We start from the raw sequence: 21622 nt of genomic DNA on the forward strand, positions 1-21622 counted from the left end.
TCTAGGGGTATAACAATCTATGTATAATAATGATTAATATTACTGGCATGGGGTAGAGAGGATTCAACTTTGCGGAATAAGAAGTTCTAGACAGTAAAAAACCCAGAACCGCGATCAGGATCTGGGTTTTTTACTGTTCGAATGTAAAGCCTTTCCGCTTTTCTTACTTGTCCAGCTCCGGCGGCTAGAGGCTCGAGACATAAGCCATGCCATCCAAAAAGGCAAAAAACGCCTTTATGTCTGTCTTGTCTTATGCTTGTCGCCTCTGAACGAGCCGCCTCCGCTTTTATTATGCAAGCAGCTTCTCGATCACTTTATGTTCATTTTCATTCAAAAGATTTTTCTGGATTGTATCATGTACGTCTTTATTCATATTTTCAGAGAGTACCGCAGCTTCTTCTTTGTCACCGACGAGAACAATCTTTTCCCAGTTATCATCGGCGGCTTTTTTTATCGAGAATACTTCCGAGACTCTTCCACCAGCGCTGCTGGTTGGCTTTAAGCCTCTCATCATACTCATCCTGCTGGCTGGCTTTACCGCCTCCGCTGCCCATGCTGACGTCTGCATGATGCGGACCTTCATTTCTGCGCCAGTCCTCGGTATCAAGATCAAATTCCATGAACTCGGTCGATTGGAGCTGTCCAAAGGCTGAGGTGAGAATCTTGATCTGATTCTGCTGGAGCAGGACTAACCCTGTGTAAGGATACTTTTCATGCAGCGATTTTAACTGCTCGAGATTTGGCTTTTCTTCCCAATAGAAGTTCGTTTCCACCGGCACCTGCACCTCGAACGTTTCCCAGATGCCGCTATCGGCTGAAGCGAAAATGATGAAGCTTCTCGGCAGTTCCCTTTCCTGACTTAAAATGTAGTCTTCCACTTTTGGGCGGATCGCCTGAAGTCTCTCACGTTCTTCGGGGGCACTCTCCAAATACTCTTCCAAACGGTTGAATCCATTCTTCAGTGCGATTTTCCATTCGCCGCCCTGCTGATCCGGGTCACTGCGGTCTGTGTTCAAATAGACGGTCAATAGTTTATCCGGTTTCTGTAAGGATAAGTTTTCAAGCTTGTTCATCGTTTTTTGAAAAGACATCGAACTCCTCCTTTAGTATGTTGCCTATATTATTCTATAAACGGGTTTGACCTCTGTTAAACTTGAATCATAAGAAAAGGAGGAGAAACCGATGAAAATCACACAGCAATGGGTTCAGGAAGACAGCGACTACATAAGGAAAAAGTTGATTGAGTATAATATGAGCGTCATTGATGACAAAGTGAAGACACCCCTGGAGAAAATCAGTTTCGTGATTAGGAATGAAAAGAATGAAATAGTAGGAGGAGTCGTCGGGGAGACATTTTGGCACCATCTTCATATCGATTTTCTCTGGGTTGCCGAGGAATATCGGAAGGAAGGATACGGAGTTCAACTCATTGATAAAATAGAAGGCTATGCAAAGGAAAAAGGCTGCTATTTAGTGATATTGGACACTTTCAGTTTTCAGGCACCCGATTTTTACAAGAAGCTGGGTTACCATGAATTCGGGGTGTTGGAGGACTTTCCAAAGGGTGCTCGACAGCATTTTATGGAGAAACGATTATTATAAACATAAAACAACCAACCTAAGCCAAGCAAAGGTTGGTTGTTTATTAATCAATCAGTCAAGTGGTTCTATCTCCATCTCATCAGGCTTCGCATGGGTCACATATGTTCCCGCGATAAAATCATGAATCGCCCGTTTGTCTTCACGCAGGCCGACCATGAATGCACTGACGATAATTCCTATCCCTAATGTGAGACCATAAACGATCCCTGAAACGATTGTTCGCATCAGCATGTTTCCGATATGGACGTTGCTGCCATCCTTCTTCACAATCCGGATGCCGGCGATACGTTTTCCCACTACATACCCCTTCCAAAGAACTGGAGTGATCAGGACATATAGAAATGTAATTGATGAAACAAAGGCATTTTCCTCTGAAAATTCACCAGTGATCAGCCCTGTAATAATGATCAGCGGAAGATTGATGACTAACCAATCCACTAAGTTGGCTACGAATCTGACTCCGAACCCTGCCGGTTGAATCATAAACTTTCCCCCTTTATATCTCTATCTTGTAAAAATTGTAACATAATGACTACTACTATATGAAAATGTTTCCTGGAATAAGACTAACTCCCTAAAATAATGTGCATAAAGACTGAGTTTTTTTGAAAAAGTAGATTAAAAATGTTTTACAGATATATCACCGGGTATATATGTACTAAATCAAACTTGACGGGAGAGAATATAAAGTGAGCTACATTAATCGCGGAAGAGAACGTATTCAATTTGATCGTAAAGGCAGCGAAGAAGATCTACATATCTTGGAATGCAGTCACTGTGAAACTGAATTTCGTACTCCGATGAATGTGCAGAAGATTAAATGTTCCCATTGCTTGACAACCACTAATTCTAAAATTGATCTATCGGACTTCAAAGTCATTGGATTCATAGAAAATCATCAAGGGAGTGAAATGGCATGCTAAAAAATGATAAGGTGACAGAAATGAAAATGGACTTCAGTGATATTCTTTGGATGAGCTCCGGTATTATCATCATCCTTCTTCTGATCGCTATGGCTAATTTCTTTATCGTATCTTAATAAAACAAACGAACGGTTCTAAGAGTCCTGTCTGTTGATGGGGCTTTTTTTATTGCCACTTTTTAAAGGCCCGTCCCTCATTGCTTTAAAGCAACGAGGGACGGGCCTTGTGTGTTGGTATTTTGTTTATCCTTTGTAATCTTCATCGTATTCCAGGTACACTACGTGAGTTTCCAGGTATTCATTGAGACCGTGTTTGCCATCTGCCCCGCCGATGCCTGATTGGGCTCGGCCCGCATGGAAACCATTGATGGCTTCGAAGTTCTCCCGGTTGACGAAGGTTTCTCCATATCGCAATTCATTGGCCGCCCTCATGATTTCGTGCAGGTTTTCACTGAAGATCGAAGAAGAGAGGCCGTATTCTGTGTCGTTGGCAAGCTCAATCACTTCATCAAAGTCTTTATACGTCATGATTGGTAAGACGGGACCGAAGATTTCTTCTTGTATGATTTCCATGTCCTGTTTGACGTCTACGAGAATCGTAGGTTCATAGTAAAATCCGTTTTCAGCGTCGATCGGTTTTCCCCCCGTAAGGATTTTCGCCCCGTTTTCCACAGCGTTATTGACCATGTCAGTGACTGTATCCAGACGTTCTTTATTCACAAGCGGGCCAATCTCGTTGTCACGGTTGGTTGGGTCTCCCACAGCTGTATTTTTAAATGCTTCGGTGATCTTACTGATGAATTTTTCGGCTATACTTTCATGCACATAGACCCTCTCTGCATTCGTACAGGCCTGGCCGGAATTTGTGATTCTCGATGTTTTGATTTTTTCGACGGCAAGGTCGATATCCGCGTGCTTCGTCACTATGGCAGGCGCTTTGCCGCCGAGTTCCAGGTTAACCTTGGTAATCGATTTTGAAGCAGCTTCCATTACTTTTGAACCGGCAGGGTAGCTGCCTGTCATGGAAACCATACGGACTTTGGGGTGTCCTGATAAAGGATTTCCAATATCAGAACCTTTTCCTGTCACAAGATTAAAGACCCCTTTAGGAAGCTCCACTTCTTCGATGATTTTTGCAAACTCGCACGCTGTATTCGGCGTATACTGACTGGGCTTCAACACGATCGTGCAGCCGGTGACGATGGCGGGTGCGAGCTTTCTTGCCAAAATGAACATCGGAAAGTTCCAAGGAACGATTCCAGCCACAACGCCGATCGGCTTTTTATAAACAAGGATATTTTCATTGGAGCGTTCGCTTTCGAGGATTTCGCCTTCGTAACGGAGTGCCCATCCTGCCATGTAGCGGAAATACTCGATGGCAAGGTCGATTTCTGCTTCAGAGGCATCGAGTGTCTTCCCGTTTTCTTCTGTCAGCATTTGAACGAATGCATCTCTTCGTTCCTCTAACTTATCTGCTATTTTATACAGATAGGAAGCTCTTTCTTTAGAAGGCACCTTCTCCCATGAAAGAAATGCGGAGTGAGCTGCTTCAACCGCAGTGTTCACATCCTCTTCCGCTGCCTTCTGGATGGTCGAAATGACGTCTTCGGTTGCAGGATTGATCACATCTATCGTTTCACCGGATGAACCATTGGTGAATTGTCCGTTGATATATAGTTGATAATTCTTCATGTTCATTCCTCCTAGATGAATTGATTACTGATTCATTTCCCGGTGCGAGAGAGGAGGAAACATGGGGATGTGCCGAAAAAGAAAAAGGCTCCTTATTTTGATAAAGGAACCTCCTTGGATAAAATTATTTAGTCGGCTCTGCGACCTTAACGAGCTGCTTTCCGAGGTTTTTCCCTTGGAACAGCCCGAGGAAAGCGTCTGTTACGTTCTCGAAGCCTTCAGTGATGGTTTCTTCGTATTGAAGGTTTCCTTCTGCCAGCCACTGGCCGAGCTGCGTGGCTCCTTCTTTAAAGCGGTCGCTGTAGTCGTTGACAACGAATCCTTTCATAAGGGCGCTCGATTTGATCAGTTTCGTCTGTACGCGCGGTCCGAGATCTCTGTCGGTTTTATTATAGGAAGAAATAGCCCCGCAAACCGGCACGCGTCCGTGTTTATTCAGCAGGCTGATGGCAGCATCGCCGATCTCTCCGCCGACGTTTTCGAAGTAGACGTCGATACCGTTTGGGCATGCTTCTTTCAGTGCGTTGTAGATATTGGCGGTTTGTTTATAGTTGATGGCTTCATCGAATCCGAGAGTTTCTTTCAAGTAATGCACCTTTTCTTCAGATCCTGCAATTCCGACGACCCGTGCACCTTTGATTTTTGCGATTTGGCCCACAACGGATCCCACTGCTCCGGCTGCCCCTGATACGACGACGGTTTCGTCTTTCTTAGGCTGGCCGATGTCGAGCAGTCCGAAGTATGCTGTCAGCCCAGTTAATCCGAGTACACTCAGGTGGGTGGAGAGCGGAGCGATATCCGGATTGACGGAACGAACTGCTTTTTCATTGGCCAGTGAATATTCCTGCCATGGAAGCATGCCGACGACGTAATCGCCCTTTTTGAAATGTTCTGATTTAGATTCCACGATTTCACCCACGACCCCTCCGGAAAGAGCTTCATTCAGTGCGAAAGGCTCTACATAGGATTTGGCATCGGACATTCTCCCCCGCATGTATGGATCGACTGAAAGATATAGCGTTTTGATGAGAACTTCGCCTTGAGAAGGCTCAGGGACCTCGATCTCTTGGTAAAGAAAATCTCGTTCAGAGGGCATACCCTCAGGTCGGGAAACAAGTTGGATTTGCTGCTGGGTTTTTGGGAGCATATATTTTTTCCTCCTTTGATTAGTTTGGTTTATTGAAACTTATCACAATAGGACAGAGGGAACAAAGAATCGGCTTCGACAATATGTAAAAAACCGCTTTGATTCTTACGTCAAAGCGGTTTTATCATAATCATTATTTTACATTCTTCTTTATATATTTTACGGTTCTGAGAAGTTCATCCGGATGGGGACGTCCGAATGGCCCCGTTTGCTGCTGCTGATACATCAATTCTCCCTTTTCATTTACAAGGAAGTAAGCAGGCTCGCCATGCTCCCCGTGATCATCATACGGGGCATCCTTTCCATGGTAATAAACATCAAAGGCTTTAATGGCTTTGAGTTCTTTGTCTGCCATGATCGGGAATGTGATATTTTCCTTGTTTGCATACTCCTGCAGGTCTTCGAGATCATCGCTCGCGATGGCCAGGATGTGAACATCCAGCTCTTCGAATTTTTCTTTGTTGGCTTGGAATTCACGGAGCTCTTCCTGACATACCGGACACCAGGCTCCTCTGAAGAAAACAAGGAGGTGCCAGCTGTCATGTTCCTTCTGGTGCTCCCCGAATGAAAACTTTTCACCAGCGACTGAAGGGAGTGTGAAATCAGGTACAGAATCTTTTAATTGAAAGCTTGCCATATTTCATTCCTCCTAGTGAGCATCTTTCTCAGCGGGAATAAACCTTACTGAGTAGACATGCATACAATATAGTCATCAACTCTTATTTCTTACATAGAGTGTAATTCCCTTTATGTGAGAAATGAAACGTCATGAGTGTGCACCAGAGAGAAGGGAGGGAGAAGATGGGGGAGAGGTATAGACCTAAGTTTTGTATTTTCCCTGAATACAAATGGTGTGGTCCCGGCTGCAGCGGACCGGGTGAACCGATCAATGAGGTGGACGCAGCGTGCATGGAGCACGATTTGTGTTATGAAAGATACGGTCCGGCATGCCATTGTGATCGGAAATTTCTTTCACAAATAAAACCATATGCGAATTTTAATAGTAAACAAGGAAGAGACGCATTGATCTTCTATCATTATATGAAACTGCAGACCAGTATGAAATGTGGACATGAACGAAGGGGAGCCAATAGGAGATCAAATGCAATAAGGTGGATATAGAAGAAGCCCGTCCCTCGATGCGTTAAAGCGTTGAGGGACGGGCCTTTAGTGTGATAAAATGTAGCTCTGTTAATGAAAATGGTTAAATTTGGAGGGGTTTATGGAGATTTTGCTGGTTCGACATGGGGAGTCTGAAGCGGATATTTTGAATGTGCACGAGGGGAGAGCGGATTTTTCTTTGACTGAACGCGGTGTCAGGCAGGTAGAGGCGATGGCAAAGCGGGTGAAGGAAGATTTTCCCCCAGATTTGATTTGGTGCAGTACGTTGAAAAGAGCGAGGGAAACGGCTGAGAGGCTGGCCGAAGAAGTCGGCTGCGAACTGATATATCATGGGGATTTGATGGAGCATAATAATGGGATTCTCGCAGGGCTTCCTTTTAAAGAAGCAGAGAAGATTCCAAAGCCGAGGCATCTCCATGAAAGCGTGGAAAATGGAGAGTCCCATATCGAATTTCGTATGAGGATCGAAATGATTTTTTCAAAGATCATGGCAGATTCCAATGTGGATAGAATTGCGATTGTCGCTCACGGCGGGGTGATCAACAACCTGCTTCGCTCATTCCTGAGGATGCCGATTGATGCAGAAATCTATTTTCACTGCGGCGACACCACCCTTCACCTGTTAGAGGTGACAGAAAGAGGACGGGCTGTACGATTCATGAATGATACAGACCATTTGAGAGATTTATAGATTGAAGAAAAGCCAGCTCAACCTGATAAGTTGAATCTGGCTTTTTTACTTTTCTGGTTCAACTTCGACCGTACTCCGATTAAAGAGAGAACCTTTATTGCTGGCATGTCTGTGATATACAAGTCATTCAGCTGAAGAAAGTCTCTCCAGATACCATATTTATAGGGAAAATGGAAAGATCATTCCTGGGAAGCGTAGTGGAGGGAGTTACGGAAGAACTGCAGTGTTCAATACTTAGTCATACATGTCTCGTGCTATCAATGATATAATAGAGGTGTTAAAACAGATTACCAGAGAGAGGTTTTCATATATGCTTAAAACAGCGATAGGGCGTTTCCGGTTGAGTGGTTTTATTGAAGGCGCCTCTTTATTGATTCTATTATTCATTGCCATGCCGCTGAAGTACATGGCAGGATTTCCGGAAGCCGTTACGGTCGTGGGTTCCTTGCACGGTTTCTTTTTTGTTGTCTATGTGCTGGTCATCGGTTATACGACTTTAAAAATCAGATGGTCCTTCAAATGGGTGTTCAGTGCTCTTGCAGTCGCGTTCATTCCTTTTGGAAACTTGATTCTTGATCGATACATCAAGAGGTCTTTTCCGACTCAATAGGAACGGATTTTTTAAAAAGGATGTCTTATCAGTGAAGTTTATCAATCAACTATTTTCGAAGAGAAAGAATGTCACTATTGAATTTTGCGAGAAGAACCTGGACCGTTTTTTAAAAGAAGAGAATGTGTCTGAGTATAATCAGTTCTTGAGCAGGAAGAACGTCACATATAAGGAATACGAATGTCAGAGCAGGTGCAAGGAATGCAAGATGTCGCCTTATGCCCTGGTGGATGGGGAATTTACGGCTGCGGCTGATTCGCAGGCATTACTGGAAAAAATGAAAAAAGTTGCTGATGAAAAATAAAACCGCACAGGTCTTGTGCGGTTTTTATTTTTAATTATAAGAGAAAGTATAAGTATAATTCGGCGGCTAGCCCCTCGAGGTCAAAAGCTAAATGGTCCAAGAAGGCAAAAAACGCCTTCCCGGCCCATTCATCTTATGCTTGTTGGGGCTGAACGAGCCGCCTCTGCTATTCTGTTTGTCCAGCTCCAGGGCTTAGAGGCACATGTCATAAGCCAAACCGGCCAAGAAGGCAAAAAACGCCTTCGTGGCCGGTTCGTCTTATGCCACCCGCCTCTGAACGAACCCCTTCCGCTTTTCTTAGTTAAAACGGTTTAATCGACATTAATATGATAAGAATGATAGCAGCACTATGTATAATGATGTTGTAAGGTTTTAACTCGGCATTGATTTTACCATAGGAAGCAGGGACATCTTCACCTGTGTGTGCATGAATGATCTCGGCCATTTGTTTTACCTTCCGGGGCATGATGCCTGCAACGATGAATTGGACACCGATGTAGATGGCGATCGAAGCGATGTACCAGCCTGTTTTGAAAAGAAAGGGGTTCATGATCCCCATCACAAGACCTGTGACCAGAAGGACAATGCTCCCGATTTTAGCGAAGTTTTCAATCTTCTTGCTGAGGTCGAGTGAAAATCTTGCCTGATGGGCTGTTTCCGGAGTCTTCATCACGACTGGCATCGCAAAGCTTGCGCCGAGTCCCGCAACTGCCGCCACGACGTGAATTAATACGATGATACCGTAGAGTGACAAGTAATTCACCTCCAATACAGGAAATTTTATGCAGGTATTATTGTATAGGAAAAATGTCATGAGTTCCATGATTTTTTAGAAAAAATCCCAGGTTTATACATAGTAAGGAGGAGTACAGGTGAGAACAAAGGATGAAATCCGCCATAAAGTCTGGAATAACCTGACCGAAAAGAAACTGGGACGTTTCCCGTTTCCACTGGTCAATCGGATCCCGAATTTCAAAGGAGCTGAAGCGGCAGCGAAACATGTGCAGGAGATGGATTTTTATAAAAAGGCGAAAGTGGTTAAAGTAAATCCTGACGCGCCGCAGCTGCCTTTCAGAACCTCTGTTTTAAAAGATAAGAAAACGCTGCTGATTCCGACACCTAGACTGAAGGATGGGTTTGTCATGATCAAGCCTGAATGGGTGCCTCAGGGTGAGGAGCGGAAAGCTGCCAGCATCAAGCACATGAACTCTTATGGCAAGGTGGTCCCCCTGACGGATATACCTCCAATCGACCTGATTGTCGTAGGCTCGGTTGCGATTCACACAGACGGAAGAAGGCTTGGGAAAGGAGAGGGGTATGCCGATAGAGAATATGCGATTCTGCGCGAAATTGGAAATAAACCGGTTCCCGTCATCACAACGATCAATAGCGAGCAGCTGGTCGAGGATGATATTCCGAGAGACTCATTTGACCTGGCGGTTGATTGGATTTTTACCGAGAAGGGTGGAATGGAGACACATACACCTTACGAGAAGCCTGAAGGGATTGAGTGGGACCATGTCAGCGAGGATGAAATGGAAAAGATGCCTATTTTACGGGAGTTGAAGGAGTTTTCAAAGAATTAGAGGTTTTTTGTTTGGGTGAGGAGGTTTTTTTAGATTAAAGGTTGTTTTTTTAGGTAAATACCTATAAATGAATTTTTTATCTTAAATGGTATCTTACATGTCAGTTTTTCCTTAGAAATAACGTCTTTTAGCTAAAGAAGCTACAGCCAGGCGTGTCGGATAGTTCGTTTATTATCGAAAATGAAGAATTTATTATCGAAACTTAAAGATTTAATATCGAAAAACGACTTTTTATTATTGAAACCGGAAATTCTATTTTTGAAAACGGACCCATTATATTTAAATCAAAGACTTATTATCAAAAAGACGCATTTACTATCGAGAATTCCCGCTTGATTACGTGTTAGGAGAATCTATAAAGAAGAAGGACAGCCCCTCATGATAAGGGGCTGTCCTTCTTTAAAAAACTTAATAACCTTCGACCACCAAATCAAGCTTTCCTGTTTCAGGAGAGATGACAAGGCCGTGAACAGGGATGTTTTTATCCATCAACGGATGATTTCGGATCATGTCCACGCTGTGCCCAACACTTTCTTCAACAGAGCTGAAGCCCTTCAGCCAATCGTGAAGGTCGATTCCTGAGTAGTTCAGGGTATTTAAGGTATCTTCATCGATACCGCGATCCTTCATTTTGCCGATGATTTGTTCGCTGTTGATCGCACTCATGCCGCAATCGTGATGCCCGATGACCAGGACTTCGTCCGCCTGAAGCTCATACACTGCCACTAAAAGGCTTCGCATGATACTTCCGTATGGGTGAGCGACAACCGCTCCGGCATTTTTGACGATTTTCACGTCACCGTTTTTCATATTCATTGATTTAGGAAGAAGCTCGACCAAGCGGGTATCCATACACGTTAAAATAACGAGACGTTTGTCAGGAAACTTAGTCGTTTTATACTCTTCATATGATTTTTCTTCAACAAATTTCTGATTGTACTCAAGCAAATTTCCAAGTAAAGTCATATTCGATTCTCCCAACTCTGAAATGATATACTCCTCTATTGTACATTTTTCATAAGCAGAATTTCAATTTCTTTCACTCTATCCATGACTTCTTCCCTATTCCACTCACTTGTATTGGCGAGTTTCATATAGAGAGAAGAAACGCTTGCCAATACCTCTCTGTGGTTAGTATCTTTTCTGATGATATTCGATTCCCCCAGCCGGTCAAACAGGCCATTCATCTGCTGCGAAACTTTTTGATAGTCGTTGTCTTTTGAGATGACAGCCATATGAAAGCGCTGCTGAACATCTGAGAATTGATAGAAAAGGTCCACAAGTTCAAATGAAGAAGCTTTCTTTAGGTTCACTTCCATCTTTCCTGAAAGATCCTTATGGATGACGCGTGCAAACTTTGGGGAGCTTTCTTCTTCAAGGATCGATAAGAAATTTCCGCCCCGGTGTAAAAGTGAATACCCTGATTCGGATGCATCCAATACATTTAGTTTTCTATCTAATATAAGATAGGGAATCGGGCAAAAATCGAGATTTTCCACAGTATCCCTCCTTGTGGAAGGTTAACGGACTCCATTGCCTCTGAATTTCCGGGTTGATCGGAGAATTCGGGTAATTGTGAGACAAACCTTTAATTTGATATTTTTTCTTCCATAAGAGCAAGGAATTGCTCAGCATGCTCCTCTAAATAATCATTTAACTCTCTTAAATCATGGAAGGTAGTGATTGACTCCCTTTTCAAAAAATCCAGATTGTAATGGGAAATGAGCCTTCCGCCAACCAGGATCTTGACATCGGGCTGCACCTTCTCGATTTGTTCGAGGCAGTCCTTTAGCTGTGACATCGCCGTCGTCATGCCGATTGAGATTGCGATTACCTGGGGCTTCCAGGCTTTGACGAAGGTCACTGCATCCTTAACGGGAACATTCGCTCCCAGGTAGCGTGTATTCCAATGCTGTTCTTTGAAAATCTCATTTGCAAGTTCCAGTCCCAAGCTGTGCTGCTCGCCTTCGATACAGAACAAAAGTCCTTTCGGGAGGCGTTCTGACACTTCGTATGGGGTATAGACGCTTGCAAGTAAATATTTTAAGGTAGCAGTTGCTAAATGCTCATCTGCTACAGTGATTTGATTTTTCTCCCAAAGATCACCAATACGATACATTGATGGTTTAACAACCGATTCATAAAAAGTAAGCGGATCTACTTTAGATTGAATCGAAGATGAATAGAGTTCTGTTGCCGATTGAACATCACCCTTCAGTATAGCCTTGGTAAAAGCGGGGACAAGCTGTTTCATTTTTTAAAAACCCCCTAGAAAAATTGAGGAAAGACAACTACGTATATATTCCACATATACGGTTAAAATCCTTCATGAAAGCTCCTTGCAGTGTACGTTTGCAAAATGGGAAAAATTACCCCAGCCTACTCAGATAAACAACAATATTCGATGAAGGAAGCACTAAGAGAATATTGACTTTCTCTGCATTCTTATTTATTATTACGACTGTACAACTATAAGTCGCTCACATTTATTGAGAGAGGTTCATAGCATTAACCCTCTATAAAAAACTATGTTTCTATGAAGCTGATGGCTGCCGGATTCTGCAAAACCATTATCCATTAAGCGTAACAGTCGATAACAATAATTGCAAAATTAGAGATTGTTACCGTCCATCATAGGCTAATGCTATGTCCTCCTTTAGTTTGAGTACAATTAAAGGGAGGATTTTTATATGTCAGGAAGAAAAGACGAAGAATTAACAGATATTACCTTGTTGGGAAATCAAGGAACAAACTACCTGTTCGAATATGCACCGGAGATTCTCGAAGCCTTCGATAACAAGCATCCGAACCGGGACTACTTTGTAAAGTTCAATTGTCCGGAGTTCACAAGCCTCTGCCCTAAAACGGGTCAGCCTGACTTTGCGACCATTTACATCAGCTACATCCCCGATCAAAAAATGGTGGAAAGTAAATCACTGAAACTCTACCTGTTCAGCTTCCGCAATCATGGTGATTTCCATGAAGACTGCATGAACATCATCATGAATGACCTGATCGAACTGATGGATCCGCGCTACATCGAAGTATGGGGCAAATTCACGCCGAGGGGCGGAATCTCCATCGATCCGTATTGCAATTACGGAAAACCAGGTACGAAATATGAAACAATGGCGGATCACCGTCTCATGAATCATGATTTGTATCCGGAAAAGATTGATAATCGATAATCAGGCTGGAAGGCCCGTCCTTCACTGCTTTAAAGCAGCGAGGGACGGGCCTTTTATATTTGCAGCTCAGTCTAGGGTCGCAGTACATTATCATACTTGAGCTCGTGTCGGCACTACCTGCTTTTTCTTACAATATATTTAAACTCAGAATAAAAGAGAAGAAGTGATTGTATGAAAATTAAGCATGTCCTTCCTTTGATAGCACATCTGCTTCTGGCAGCATTGGTTGTCTTTCTGTTCCTCCCTTTATTGCCAGCCGTGTTTTTGAAACAAGCAATCACGTACTTGATGATCAGCATCCTGTCAATTGAATGCATCTCTTTGTGGAGAAAGAAACACACTTATTTAAAGGCAGCACGATTGGGTCTTTATAGTTTAGTATGTATAGTGCTTTTGTTCCTCATCATTCATTACATCACACAATTCACTGCATTGGTAGATGCCCAGGGGTTTGAGTCCCTTCTAATAGAATATGATTCGTCCGCTAAATTCATATTCATCATCATCTGCTTTCTTCAGCCGATTCTCCTTCCCTTGCCGGAAGCTGTTACCGTGCCGGCAGGCAGTGCCGTTTTCGGATCTTTCCCAGCAGCTTATTTAAGCTATTTCAGCACATGCTCCGGTATTGCCGTCATGTTCTTCATTGCCCGGTCCGGAGGGAAAAAACTGGCGCAGAAGCTGGTGAAAAAGAAGCATTTGGAGAAATACCAGGATTACACAGCAAAAAGCGAAACGACCGTTTTATTTTTATTATTTATATTACCGATTCTCCCTGATGAAATCATTTGTATTGGGGCAGGTCTAGGGAGTGTTTCAATAAGAAAATTCCTATTCATTGCGTCCCTCGCCAAACTAATGACCTCATTTATACTGGCTTATTCGGTTTCGGCCGCAGGCAATCTATCTTTACCGCCGGCACAATTGATCCTTTTGTGCTCAGGAATCCTTGCCATTCTTTACTCCTTGACAATGTTGATAACAAGAAAATGGAATAATGAAGGAAGCCGCTCATTGAAAAGTAAAGAATAAGCCAATATTTCTATTGCCGAAATAATCTCCCCGGTATTATACTTGCTTGAGACATAGATGAAGTGGAGGGAGCAGGATGAAACCAATCAACGCATCACTATGCGTACTTGTTGGCGCAAGCAGCTATGGCATCCATGCTTCTGTAGTGAAGCTTGGTTTCGCGGAAGGCTACACAGTCGCAGAGGTTACCGGGGTCCAGTATTTATTTGGGCTCTTGATGCTGCTTACAGCATTTCTTTTTACCAAAAAAGTGAAAGTTCCGTCTAAGCAGATACTCTCATTGTTTGGAATCGGGATATTGCTGGCGCTGACCGGCGTTTTTTATGGTCTGAGTTTGAGCAAGGTGCCGGCGACGATTGCCGTTGTCATGCTATTTCAATTTACATGGATCGGGCTTGTGGTCGAAGCCCTTTATTTAAAAAAATGGCCGTCCAACAAAAAGCTGGTTTCGGTTGTTTTCCTATGGATGGGGACACTGCTGGCAGGGGGAGTGGCTTCTTCCGGAGGCTTTAACTGGGCTGAAAATATTCTTGGGATCCTTTATGGATTTGCAGCAGCCTTCACATTTGCTCTCTTCCTTTTCTTGAGCGGAAAGGTAGCTAGAGGGGTGCCTACCATCCAAAAAAGCCTGTTGATCACGTTTGGCGGCCTATTGGTTGTAATTTTGGCACTTCAGCCTTCTTTTATAAGAGAGCCGGCGCGGTTAATTGAGATGGGTGAATTCGGATTGGTGGTGGCGGTCGTTGGAACGATTTTTCCGGTTGTGTTCCTGGCGATCGGTTCGCCGCATCTGGATTCCAGCATCACGACAATTCTCGGCGCAGCGGAACTGCCGGCAGCAATCGTGTCTGCTATGTTGATCCTTCATGAGCATGTCACTGCCATGCAGATGGTGGGGATGATCCTCATCTTGGTCGGGATTGCGATCCCGCAGATGCACTTCAAGACGATGCATTCCGGAAAGCAATATAGTTAGGTTAGAAAGGCTCTCTTCTTTGGAGGAGGGTCTTTTTTTATAAAGAAATTGCTGTGTAAGGGATGGTGAATCAGTTTGAAGCTGGGAATACGCACTGGTTTATCCTAATGAAATATTGGTCCAACTTAGAAAAAATACAATTGTCCCTATATAAAACACATTATCAAATAAACCCTCGACCCTATCAGGGAGGGATATGCAAACCCTTGCAATTGTCACAATTATTAAACCTTATTTTTTTGTCCTCATTCCCTTTACAAAGGGTGTTTATGGGCTTTATAATCCCGTTGTTCAATCATTTACGGAAAAACCAAAAATACTAAAGATAAAGGAGGTTGCGGTGATGCGACAAAGATTATTATCCTTCTTAATGATGAACCTTGGTGCGTTTCTTGTATCCATCAATGTTCACTTTTTCTTATCGCCAAATAATTTAGCGACAGGGGGAGTCAGTGGATTGTCGATCATCATGAACGACTTGTTCCCTGGTTTATCCCTGGGTTTGTTCATGATAATCATTAATGTTCTGTTGTTTATTGTCGGGATCATTTTTCTTGGATTCAATTTCGGTGCTAAAACAATCTATGCAAGCTTCGCGCTTTCATTCTATGTATGGCTGCTGGAAATTGCGGCGCCGATGAGTCAGCCGCTCAGCGATGATATCCTGATCCAGTTGATCATCGGTCAATGCATCGCCGCAACCGGCATGGCGATTGTGTTTCACCAGCAGGCGTCAACAGGCGGAACCGATATCCTTGCGTTGATCTTTAATAAATATTTCAATATAGAAGTAGGCAGAGGAGTCTTGCTGGCTGATTTATCCATTGCGCTTTCCTCTGCAATACTCTTTGGCCCGCAGGTTGGTATGTATGCGTTCTTTGGTGTCATCCTGAACGGACTCGTTATCGACTATACCCTGCAGCAGTTCAATTCAAACAAGGAAATTGTGATTATCAGCAAATACAGTGATGAAATCAAATCCTTCATCGTTCATGAACTGGGTAAAGGTGCAACGATCCATACGGCAAAAGGGGCTTTCACTTCGGATGAGAAAGAAGTGATCACCACGATCCTCGGCCGTAAAGATTTCTCCAAGTTGAGAGGATTCATCACACAGATCGATAACCGTGCATTTATCACGGTGCATACGATGAATGAGATATTAGGACAGAATTTTAAAAGATTGGCATAATGTTTGGAGCTCCGCCCTGGTCTGGGGGTGGGGCTTTTTTGTGGATTTGCCCGAAATCTTGGCAGGGGGTATATGGCAGACTGGTGGTGTCGGATAATGTCGAGTGTTTGACAGTTCGCCCATATATTTCAGATTTCGCCCATAAAAACAAATTTTCGCCCATATATGCCGGATTTCGCCCATAAACTCAACGACCTCGCTCTTAAAATAGCTTAAACACCCAATAGGGTATAACCGTTACGCTTCTTTTTAATCTGATTTCTCCTCAACTGCCCCTATTTTTTAATAAACTCACATGAATATCCTCAAACAATTAAAAACAAACTCGAAAAATATCTAAAAAAGAAAGGAAATATCTCATACCGTACTGTATAAATAACAGTAAGGAGGTGGGAGTATGGAAAGGGAAGAATTAGAACGGCTGGAAAGGCGCGTCGATTCGCTTGAGAAGGAGTTGAATTTAGTGAAGATTCAGCTTATGAAGGCGAAGCATGCAGCAGATGATCCGCCGCCGGTCAGTCAACAAAAAGAAAAGCCTCATATAAACAAGTCGCATGACAGCCCCTTGCCACAAGGAGCCGTCCCGGCCAAGTCACATCATGGCCCCTTGTCACAAGATGCCATCCCGAGCAAATCAAATACTGAAAAACCAAAAGAAGCGTTTGATTTCTCAGTGGAACGCTGGCTGCCGAAAGTGTTTTTATTTGTTCTATTGATCGGGAGTGTGTGGGGATTCATGGCGGCATCCCAGAACGGATGGCTGACGCCTGGATTCAGGGTGCTGACCGGGGCCATCGTCAGTATTGCGATGTTCATCCTGGGTGAGCGCTATATTAAAGATCAGCGCAGACTGGGCATCACCCTGTTATCGGGAAGCATTGTCCTTGCTATCATTACTCTTTTCTCTGCTAATATTTTGTACGGGTTCATTCCGGGAGTCGTGACGAACCTCTTGTTACTCCTGATCATTTTGACAGGTCTTTGGGTTTCGCATAAGCATGCATCCCAGCTGATGCTGTGTTTGATCGGTGTCGGCGCATATTTGTTCCCGTTCATCTTTGCCGGGGATGCGAGGAATGAATGGTTATTTTACGGATATCAACTCCTGATGTTCTTTGTGCTGGTCACGTTCAGTACTTGGAAAAGGTACAGGATCGCCTGGAATATTCACTATTACCTGTTGTATTTCACACTGTTTTTCTTTGCAGCATTTGGTGTAGGGGAAATCACCTTTACAATCCTGATTCCGTTTGCCATCCAGCATGCATACATTTTGCTGCTGATCGTCCTCAACAGGGATGAGCGTGTCAGTGCGGAAATGATCCCGGCAGTTGTTTCAGGTACCTTCATCCTTCTCGCATTGTTGAACGATGTATATGCTTTTACGGGAATCCCCCTTTATTATTACGCCATCTTCGCAGTGGTGTATATCGGGATTTCATTCCTGGAGCCTGCTGAGAAGAAGAAAACAAAGGATGTCCTGCTCGTCCTTGGATTCCTTCATATCCTGTTATTCATTTTTGGCTGGCTTGATTATGATTGGACATTCATCCTGGTCGCGCTTCAGGCAGCGGCATTGTTATGGCTTGCTGGAAAAAGAAAGAGCCATATCAGCCTTGCGGGGTCCATCATTCTTATCCTGTATTCGCTGCTTGGGGTGGGATTCGGGCCGTCTTACGATTTTCTGAGTGTGGAGCTTCCGATCTTCCTCATCGTTTTCGGATACTTGTATCTGCTTGACCATTTTAGGAAGACGGGCACAGCCTTTACCGGGATACCAGTGATCCTTTTAAAATCGGCGCTGACGATCATCGCGTTCTCCTTTGTGATGCGAGCGACTGATTTCATCGTCATCGGCTGGGGATACACGCCGAGAACGACGGCATTCACCGTCGCGATTGCAGTGCTTTCGATTGTGTACCTGGTGGTCGGGGAGAGCAGGAAGGATGCTTTTTACCGATGGGCGGGTATTGGCTTTCTTGCGCTGGCATTGGTAAAATTCTTCTTTGCAGATCTGGTGTTCCTTGACTTCACAATCAGGGCGATGATCCTCATTCCGATTGGTGTCGTAGGTCTGGTACTGTCGCGGATTTTGTACAAAAAACGGTAAAACAAGTTGCAAAAGCTTTCTGAATAATTATATAATGATCGTATACACTATCGTCAAAAGGAAAAGGAGGTGGAATTTGAGATGAATCGTTCTGTTGGATTGCGTGGTAAGTACTTAGACTTTATTTATATCTGCCGTGCAATTTTTCATGCATTTGCATTCAAGGGGACACGTATGCCCTTTTTTAGCAAATGAATATGAAAATCACTGAACGGTAAGAGGTCTCAGGTTCCAACCACTTTTCTATAAAAGGATCGGAAATGGAGGGCGTCCAGCTCTCTTTTTTCATGCCCTTTATTAAAAGCCGCGAGAGAAGCCTTGTCTTACTTGCGGCTTTTTTATGTATACAAATAGATGAGCAGACTCGTAAGATTGAAGACTGTTTTCCAGACGGCTGCGGGTTGGAATATTGCATGCAAGGAGTTTGTTTGGTTTTGACGAACTTTAGCAGTAATCACCAGGTTTATAGACTACGAAAAGATTTATTGAGAGAGCCTCTTACCCATAAATAAAAGAACTTGAAAGGAAGAGGAAAAATGATACTATGCAGTGCACAGGAATTAAGTAAAATGTTTGGCGGGAATTTGATATTTGAAAAATTATCGTTCGAGATCCCGGAAGGAGCCCGAATCGGGTTGGTCGGTCGGAACGGTACAGGAAAGACGACGATCTTTAAATTGTTGTCCGGGGTGGAGACGCCTGATACAGGACTCGTTCATTTGAAGAAAGGAGCCAAGGTAGGCTATCTTGCCCAGATTCCGCAATATCCGGAAGGAACGAAGGGGTTGGATGTACTGAGGTCGGCTTTTTCTGACTTGCTCCAGACCGGGGAGCGTTTGAAAGAACTTGAAAATAAAATGGGGAGAGAGGGGGATCCTGACAAGCTGAACCGAATGCTTGAGGAGTACGGGAAGCTGCAGGATTCATTCACACTCTCCGGAGGGTATGAGATTGAGTCGAATATAGCGAAAATCTCGAATGGGCTGGAAATCAATGAACTGTTGGGGAAGGACTTCAATCAATGCAGCGGCGGTGAGCAGACGAAGCTGTGTCTCGGGTTGATTTTGCTTCAGAAGCCTGATCTGCTGCTGCTTGATGAACCGACGAACCATCTCGATATCGGGGCGGTCGAGTGGCTGGAGGACTTCTTGAAAGAGTATGATGGCACGGTCATGTGTATCTCGCATGACAGGTACTTTCTCGACAATGTCATTACCAAGGTGTTTGACCTGGAAGACGGAGAGCTGACGATATATCATGCAAACTACTCCGGTTTTGTGAAAGAGAAGGAAGAGAGGCTGCTGCTGGAGTTCCAGGCGTATCAGGAACAGCAGAAGAAAATCAAGAAGATGAAGGAAGCAATCAAGAGGCTGAAAGAATGGGCCAATCAGGCAAATCCCCCGAATGAGGCGCTCCATAAGCGTGCTCGCAATATGGAAAGGGCTCTAGAGCGGATGGAGAAAATCAAGCGTCCGATTCTTGAACGCAAGAAGATGGGGTTGGAATTTGAAGAGACGGACCGAAGCGGAAAAGTGGTTTATTCCATGAAGGATGTGACGAAGTCGTTTGGTGAAAAAACGCTATTCAGCGGTGCCGATATGCTGGTCCATTACAAAGACCGTACGGCAATCGTCGGACAGAATGGGACGGGTAAATCCACCATCATCAAAATGCTCCTCAGAAATGAAAGCTGGGATTCCGGGGAAGTGAAAATCGGAAGCAACGTAAAGCTCGGGTATCTGTCCCAGCATTTTACCGTGGCAGATCCTTCAGCCCGCCTAATTGACGCATTCCGGGAAGAGGTCGCAGTGACAGAGGGTGATGCCCGCCATATCCTTGCCAAATTCCTTTTTTACGGACCGAATGTATTCAGGAAGGTTGGGCAGCTGAGCGGAGGAGAAAAGATGAGGCTTCGGCTGGCCCAGCTGATGCATCAGGACATTAATTTCCTGGTGCTTGATGAACCGACGAACCATTTGGATATCGACTCAAGGGAAGTGCTTGAAGAAGCCCTGGAAGACTTCAAAGGTACCATTCTCGCCGTTTCGCATGACCGCTACTTTTTAAATAAAATCTTTCATAAAACGTATTGGATTCATGACCGGAAACTATATTCATTCCAAGGACCTTACAGCTGGGCGAAACAGAAACTGGCCGAACTGGCTCCTTCAAATGAAGAAAAAAAAGAGATGATGAAAAAGCAAATGGCTCCTGTTCGTGAAAACGAGGAGCGCCCCGATCCGCCCATTTGCATTGAAGAGGTGGAAAAAGAGTTAGAAGAGTTGGAGGCGCAAATCTCTATGATTGAAGAAAAGCTGCTGGCTACGGTGGATTTGGAAGTCCTTCAGGAGCTGTATAGCGAAAAAGAAAAGCTGGAAAAAATCAGAGATGAAAAATACGAACTGCTGGAAGAGTGTTTGTAGGAATTAGGCAGCCGCACCTTTATTGGACGGCCGCCTTTTTTTTGTGAATTTTAAATAGTCAGAATTTACTATAGGCTATATAATAAGGTAATAAATGGATAAATACAAAGGGTGGTTCAATGTTTAAATCTTTGGAGTATCAGCCTAAAAAGAGATCCTCGTTCAGGGTATTCCTCGGAACTTGTTTTTACAGGACAAAAAGGTATATGCAGTGGTTAATGACGAATGAAACGTTCGCTAACATGAGAGAATCCGAATTGAAGCAGCATGTCATTCATTCTCATCGGACACCGTTGTATAGGAAGCTAAAGGATGTGGACATGTGGTACCAGGAAAATAAGGTGAAGAATTTAAAGATTGCTGTTCGGGAGCTGGACAAGGTTGTCATCAAGCCCGGAGAGACATTTTCTTATTGGAAGCTGCTCGGAAACACGACGAAACGTAAAGGATATGTCGATGGGATGGTTCTTTATTACGGTTCCTTTAAGCCGGGTATCGGAGGAGGTCTGTGTCAGTTATCGAACCTGATTTATTGGATGACGCTTCACACGCCCCTGACTGTCACCGAGCGACATCGCCACAGTTATGACGCATTTCCAGACAGCAACCGCAGACTTCCGTTCGGGAGCGGAGCCACCTGTGCCTACAATTATCTGGATTTGAAAATCAAAAACAATACGAGCGAAACCTTCCAGCTGCACGTGTACCTGACTGACGAAGCCCTCGTCGGTGAATGGAGATCGACCTCGCCTGCTATTACTCATTATGAAGTGTATGAAAAAGAGCATAGCATCTCACATGAATACTGGGGCGGCTACTTGAGGCATAATCAAATTTTCCGGAAGGTTTTCAATAAGGCCGGCGTACAAATCGATGAGGAATTCATAACGGAAAATCATGCACTCATGATGTATGAACCATTGCTTGAACAGAAAACAGGCAACACCTGGTGAGCCGCAGGAGAGCGGGGGAATTCGCAGAATAACCGCCACTCTTTCATCAAACACTAGTAATAAGAAAAAATTCAA

The 21622-nt window shown here is 44.0% G+C and carries 26 protein-coding genes; 16 read left to right on the top strand and 10 right to left on the bottom strand.

Annotation, left to right across the window (positions count from 1 at the left end):
* Positions 1–289: 289 nt before the first annotated feature.
* A complete protein-coding gene (locus tag ACXAFV_RS10285) occupies positions 290–511 on the bottom strand; it encodes a VLRF1 family aeRF1-type release factor (protein WP_475126275.1) in 222 nt (73 codons plus the stop codon).
* The gene (locus tag ACXAFV_RS10290; RefSeq protein WP_475126276.1) at positions 435–1091 is read right to left on the bottom strand and encodes a VLRF1 family aeRF1-type release factor; all 657 of its coding nucleotides are present in this window, start codon (positions 1089–1091) and stop codon (positions 435–437) included. The genes ACXAFV_RS10285 and ACXAFV_RS10290 overlap by 77 nt, the downstream gene beginning before the upstream one ends.
* Before the next feature lie 91 nt (positions 1092–1182).
* Here ACXAFV_RS10290 and ACXAFV_RS10295 point away from each other — a divergent pair, with 91 nt between their 5' ends.
* Entirely contained in the window at positions 1183–1602 is a 420-nt protein-coding gene (locus ACXAFV_RS10295) for a GNAT family N-acetyltransferase (RefSeq protein WP_475126278.1), read from the top strand.
* Between the two features lie 51 nt (positions 1603–1653).
* On the opposite strand, the gene ACXAFV_RS10300 is transcribed toward ACXAFV_RS10295, so the two are convergent.
* Positions 1654–2085 carry an RDD family protein gene (locus ACXAFV_RS10300; protein WP_475126279.1) on the bottom strand — a complete coding sequence of 144 codons (432 nt, stop codon included), beginning with the start codon at positions 2083–2085 and terminating at the stop codon, positions 1654–1656.
* Positions 2086–2291: 206 nt separating this feature from the next.
* On the opposite strand from ACXAFV_RS10300, the gene ACXAFV_RS10305 reads away from it, so the two are divergent.
* Positions 2292–2525, top strand: coding sequence for a hypothetical protein (locus ACXAFV_RS10305; protein ID WP_475126281.1), 234 nt, complete (start codon positions 2292–2294; stop codon positions 2523–2525).
* Complete coding sequence (locus ACXAFV_RS10310) at positions 2519–2641, top strand: hypothetical protein (RefSeq protein ID WP_475126282.1); 123 nt, start codon at positions 2519–2521, stop codon at positions 2639–2641. Before ACXAFV_RS10305 ends, ACXAFV_RS10310 begins: the two co-directional genes overlap by 7 nt.
* 126 nt (positions 2642–2767) lie before the next feature.
* On the opposite strand, the gene aldA is transcribed toward ACXAFV_RS10310, so the two are convergent.
* The 3 genes from aldA to ACXAFV_RS10325 all read right to left on the bottom strand — a co-directional run bounded on the left by aldA (position 2768) and on the right by ACXAFV_RS10325 (position 6000).
* A complete protein-coding gene (aldA, locus tag ACXAFV_RS10315) occupies positions 2768–4216 on the bottom strand; it encodes an aldehyde dehydrogenase (RefSeq protein ID WP_475126283.1) in 1449 nt (482 codons plus the stop codon).
* A 124-nt stretch (positions 4217–4340) separates the two neighbouring features.
* The gene (locus ACXAFV_RS10320; RefSeq protein WP_475126284.1) at positions 4341–5363 is read right to left on the bottom strand and encodes an NADP-dependent oxidoreductase; all 1023 of its coding nucleotides are present in this window, start codon (positions 5361–5363) and stop codon (positions 4341–4343) included.
* Between the two features lie 133 nt (positions 5364–5496).
* Complete coding sequence (locus tag ACXAFV_RS10325; RefSeq protein ID WP_475126285.1) at positions 5497–6000, bottom strand: peroxiredoxin family protein; 504 nt, start codon at positions 5998–6000, stop codon at positions 5497–5499.
* Between the two features lie 164 nt (positions 6001–6164).
* Between ACXAFV_RS10325 and ACXAFV_RS10330 the strand changes: the two genes are divergently transcribed.
* The 4 genes from ACXAFV_RS10330 to ACXAFV_RS10345 all read left to right on the top strand — a co-directional run bounded on the left by ACXAFV_RS10330 (position 6165) and on the right by ACXAFV_RS10345 (position 8090).
* On the top strand, positions 6165–6485 hold the full coding sequence (locus tag ACXAFV_RS10330) for a phospholipase (RefSeq protein ID WP_475126287.1): 321 nt from the start codon (positions 6165–6167) through the stop codon (positions 6483–6485).
* 100 nt (positions 6486–6585) lie between these two features.
* Positions 6586–7176, top strand: a complete 591-nt coding sequence (locus tag ACXAFV_RS10335) for a histidine phosphatase family protein (RefSeq protein ID WP_475126289.1) — start codon at positions 6586–6588, stop codon at positions 7174–7176.
* Positions 7177–7486: 310 nt separating this feature from the next.
* Positions 7487–7786 (top strand): DUF3817 domain-containing protein, encoded by a 300-nt coding sequence (locus ACXAFV_RS10340; RefSeq protein ID WP_475126291.1) that lies wholly within the window; start codon positions 7487–7489, stop codon positions 7784–7786.
* Positions 7787–7817: 31 nt separating this feature from the next.
* A complete protein-coding gene (locus ACXAFV_RS10345; RefSeq protein WP_475126293.1) occupies positions 7818–8090 on the top strand; it encodes a DUF1450 domain-containing protein in 273 nt (90 codons plus the stop codon).
* Positions 8091–8391: 301 nt separating this feature from the next.
* Here ACXAFV_RS10345 and ACXAFV_RS10350 read toward each other — a convergent pair whose 3' ends face one another.
* Positions 8392–8844: a DUF2269 family protein gene (locus ACXAFV_RS10350; protein WP_475126294.1), complete on the bottom strand. Its 453-nt coding sequence runs from the start codon at positions 8842–8844 to the stop codon at positions 8392–8394.
* A gap of 118 nt (positions 8845–8962) precedes the next feature.
* Here ACXAFV_RS10350 and ACXAFV_RS10355 point away from each other — a divergent pair, with 118 nt between their 5' ends.
* Positions 8963–9676, top strand: coding sequence for a 5-formyltetrahydrofolate cyclo-ligase (locus ACXAFV_RS10355; RefSeq protein ID WP_475126295.1), 714 nt, complete (start codon positions 8963–8965; stop codon positions 9674–9676).
* A gap of 408 nt (positions 9677–10084) precedes the next feature.
* On the opposite strand, the gene ACXAFV_RS10360 is transcribed toward ACXAFV_RS10355, so the two are convergent.
* The 3 genes from ACXAFV_RS10360 to ACXAFV_RS10370 form a co-directional block, all read right to left on the bottom strand.
* Positions 10085–10642 carry a beta-class carbonic anhydrase gene (locus tag ACXAFV_RS10360; RefSeq protein WP_475126296.1) on the bottom strand — a complete coding sequence of 186 codons (558 nt, stop codon included), beginning with the start codon at positions 10640–10642 and terminating at the stop codon, positions 10085–10087.
* 35 nt (positions 10643–10677) lie between these two features.
* Positions 10678–11175: a hypothetical protein gene (locus ACXAFV_RS10365; RefSeq protein WP_475126297.1), complete on the bottom strand. Its 498-nt coding sequence runs from the start codon at positions 11173–11175 to the stop codon at positions 10678–10680.
* 89 nt (positions 11176–11264) lie between these two features.
* On the bottom strand, positions 11265–11930 hold the full coding sequence (locus tag ACXAFV_RS10370) for a cobalamin B12-binding domain-containing protein (RefSeq protein ID WP_475126299.1): 666 nt from the start codon (positions 11928–11930) through the stop codon (positions 11265–11267).
* A 436-nt stretch (positions 11931–12366) separates the two neighbouring features.
* Between ACXAFV_RS10370 and queF the strand changes: the two genes are divergently transcribed.
* The 8 genes from queF (at position 12367) to ACXAFV_RS10410 (ending at position 21547) form a co-directional block, all read left to right on the top strand.
* Positions 12367–12864: a preQ(1) synthase gene (queF, locus tag ACXAFV_RS10375; protein WP_475126300.1), complete on the top strand. Its 498-nt coding sequence runs from the start codon at positions 12367–12369 to the stop codon at positions 12862–12864.
* 171 nt (positions 12865–13035) lie between these two features.
* Positions 13036–13893 carry a TVP38/TMEM64 family protein gene (locus ACXAFV_RS10380; RefSeq protein WP_475126302.1) on the top strand — a complete coding sequence of 286 codons (858 nt, stop codon included), beginning with the start codon at positions 13036–13038 and terminating at the stop codon, positions 13891–13893.
* A gap of 76 nt (positions 13894–13969) precedes the next feature.
* Complete coding sequence (locus tag ACXAFV_RS10385) at positions 13970–14869, top strand: EamA family transporter (RefSeq protein ID WP_475126304.1); 900 nt, start codon at positions 13970–13972, stop codon at positions 14867–14869.
* Positions 14870–15212: 343 nt separating this feature from the next.
* The gene (locus ACXAFV_RS10390; protein ID WP_475126306.1) at positions 15213–16061 is read left to right on the top strand and encodes a YitT family protein; all 849 of its coding nucleotides are present in this window, start codon (positions 15213–15215) and stop codon (positions 16059–16061) included.
* Positions 16062–16458: 397 nt separating this feature from the next.
* On the top strand, positions 16459–18171 hold the full coding sequence (locus ACXAFV_RS10395) for a DUF2339 domain-containing protein (RefSeq protein ID WP_475126307.1): 1713 nt from the start codon (positions 16459–16461) through the stop codon (positions 18169–18171).
* Positions 18172–18252: 81 nt separating this feature from the next.
* Positions 18253–18366 (top strand): RAxF-45 family protein, encoded by a 114-nt coding sequence (locus ACXAFV_RS10400; RefSeq protein ID WP_098151160.1) that lies wholly within the window; start codon positions 18253–18255, stop codon positions 18364–18366.
* Between the two features lie 341 nt (positions 18367–18707).
* The gene (abc-f, locus tag ACXAFV_RS10405) at positions 18708–20594 is read left to right on the top strand and encodes a ribosomal protection-like ABC-F family protein (RefSeq protein WP_475126308.1); all 1887 of its coding nucleotides are present in this window, start codon (positions 18708–18710) and stop codon (positions 20592–20594) included.
* Positions 20595–20713: 119 nt separating this feature from the next.
* Positions 20714–21547, top strand: a complete 834-nt coding sequence (locus tag ACXAFV_RS10410) for a VanW family protein (protein WP_475126310.1) — start codon at positions 20714–20716, stop codon at positions 21545–21547.
* The last annotated feature ends 75 nt before the right edge of the window (positions 21548–21622 follow it).

This window comes from Rossellomorea sp. ABR4_012, assembly GCF_056159545.1.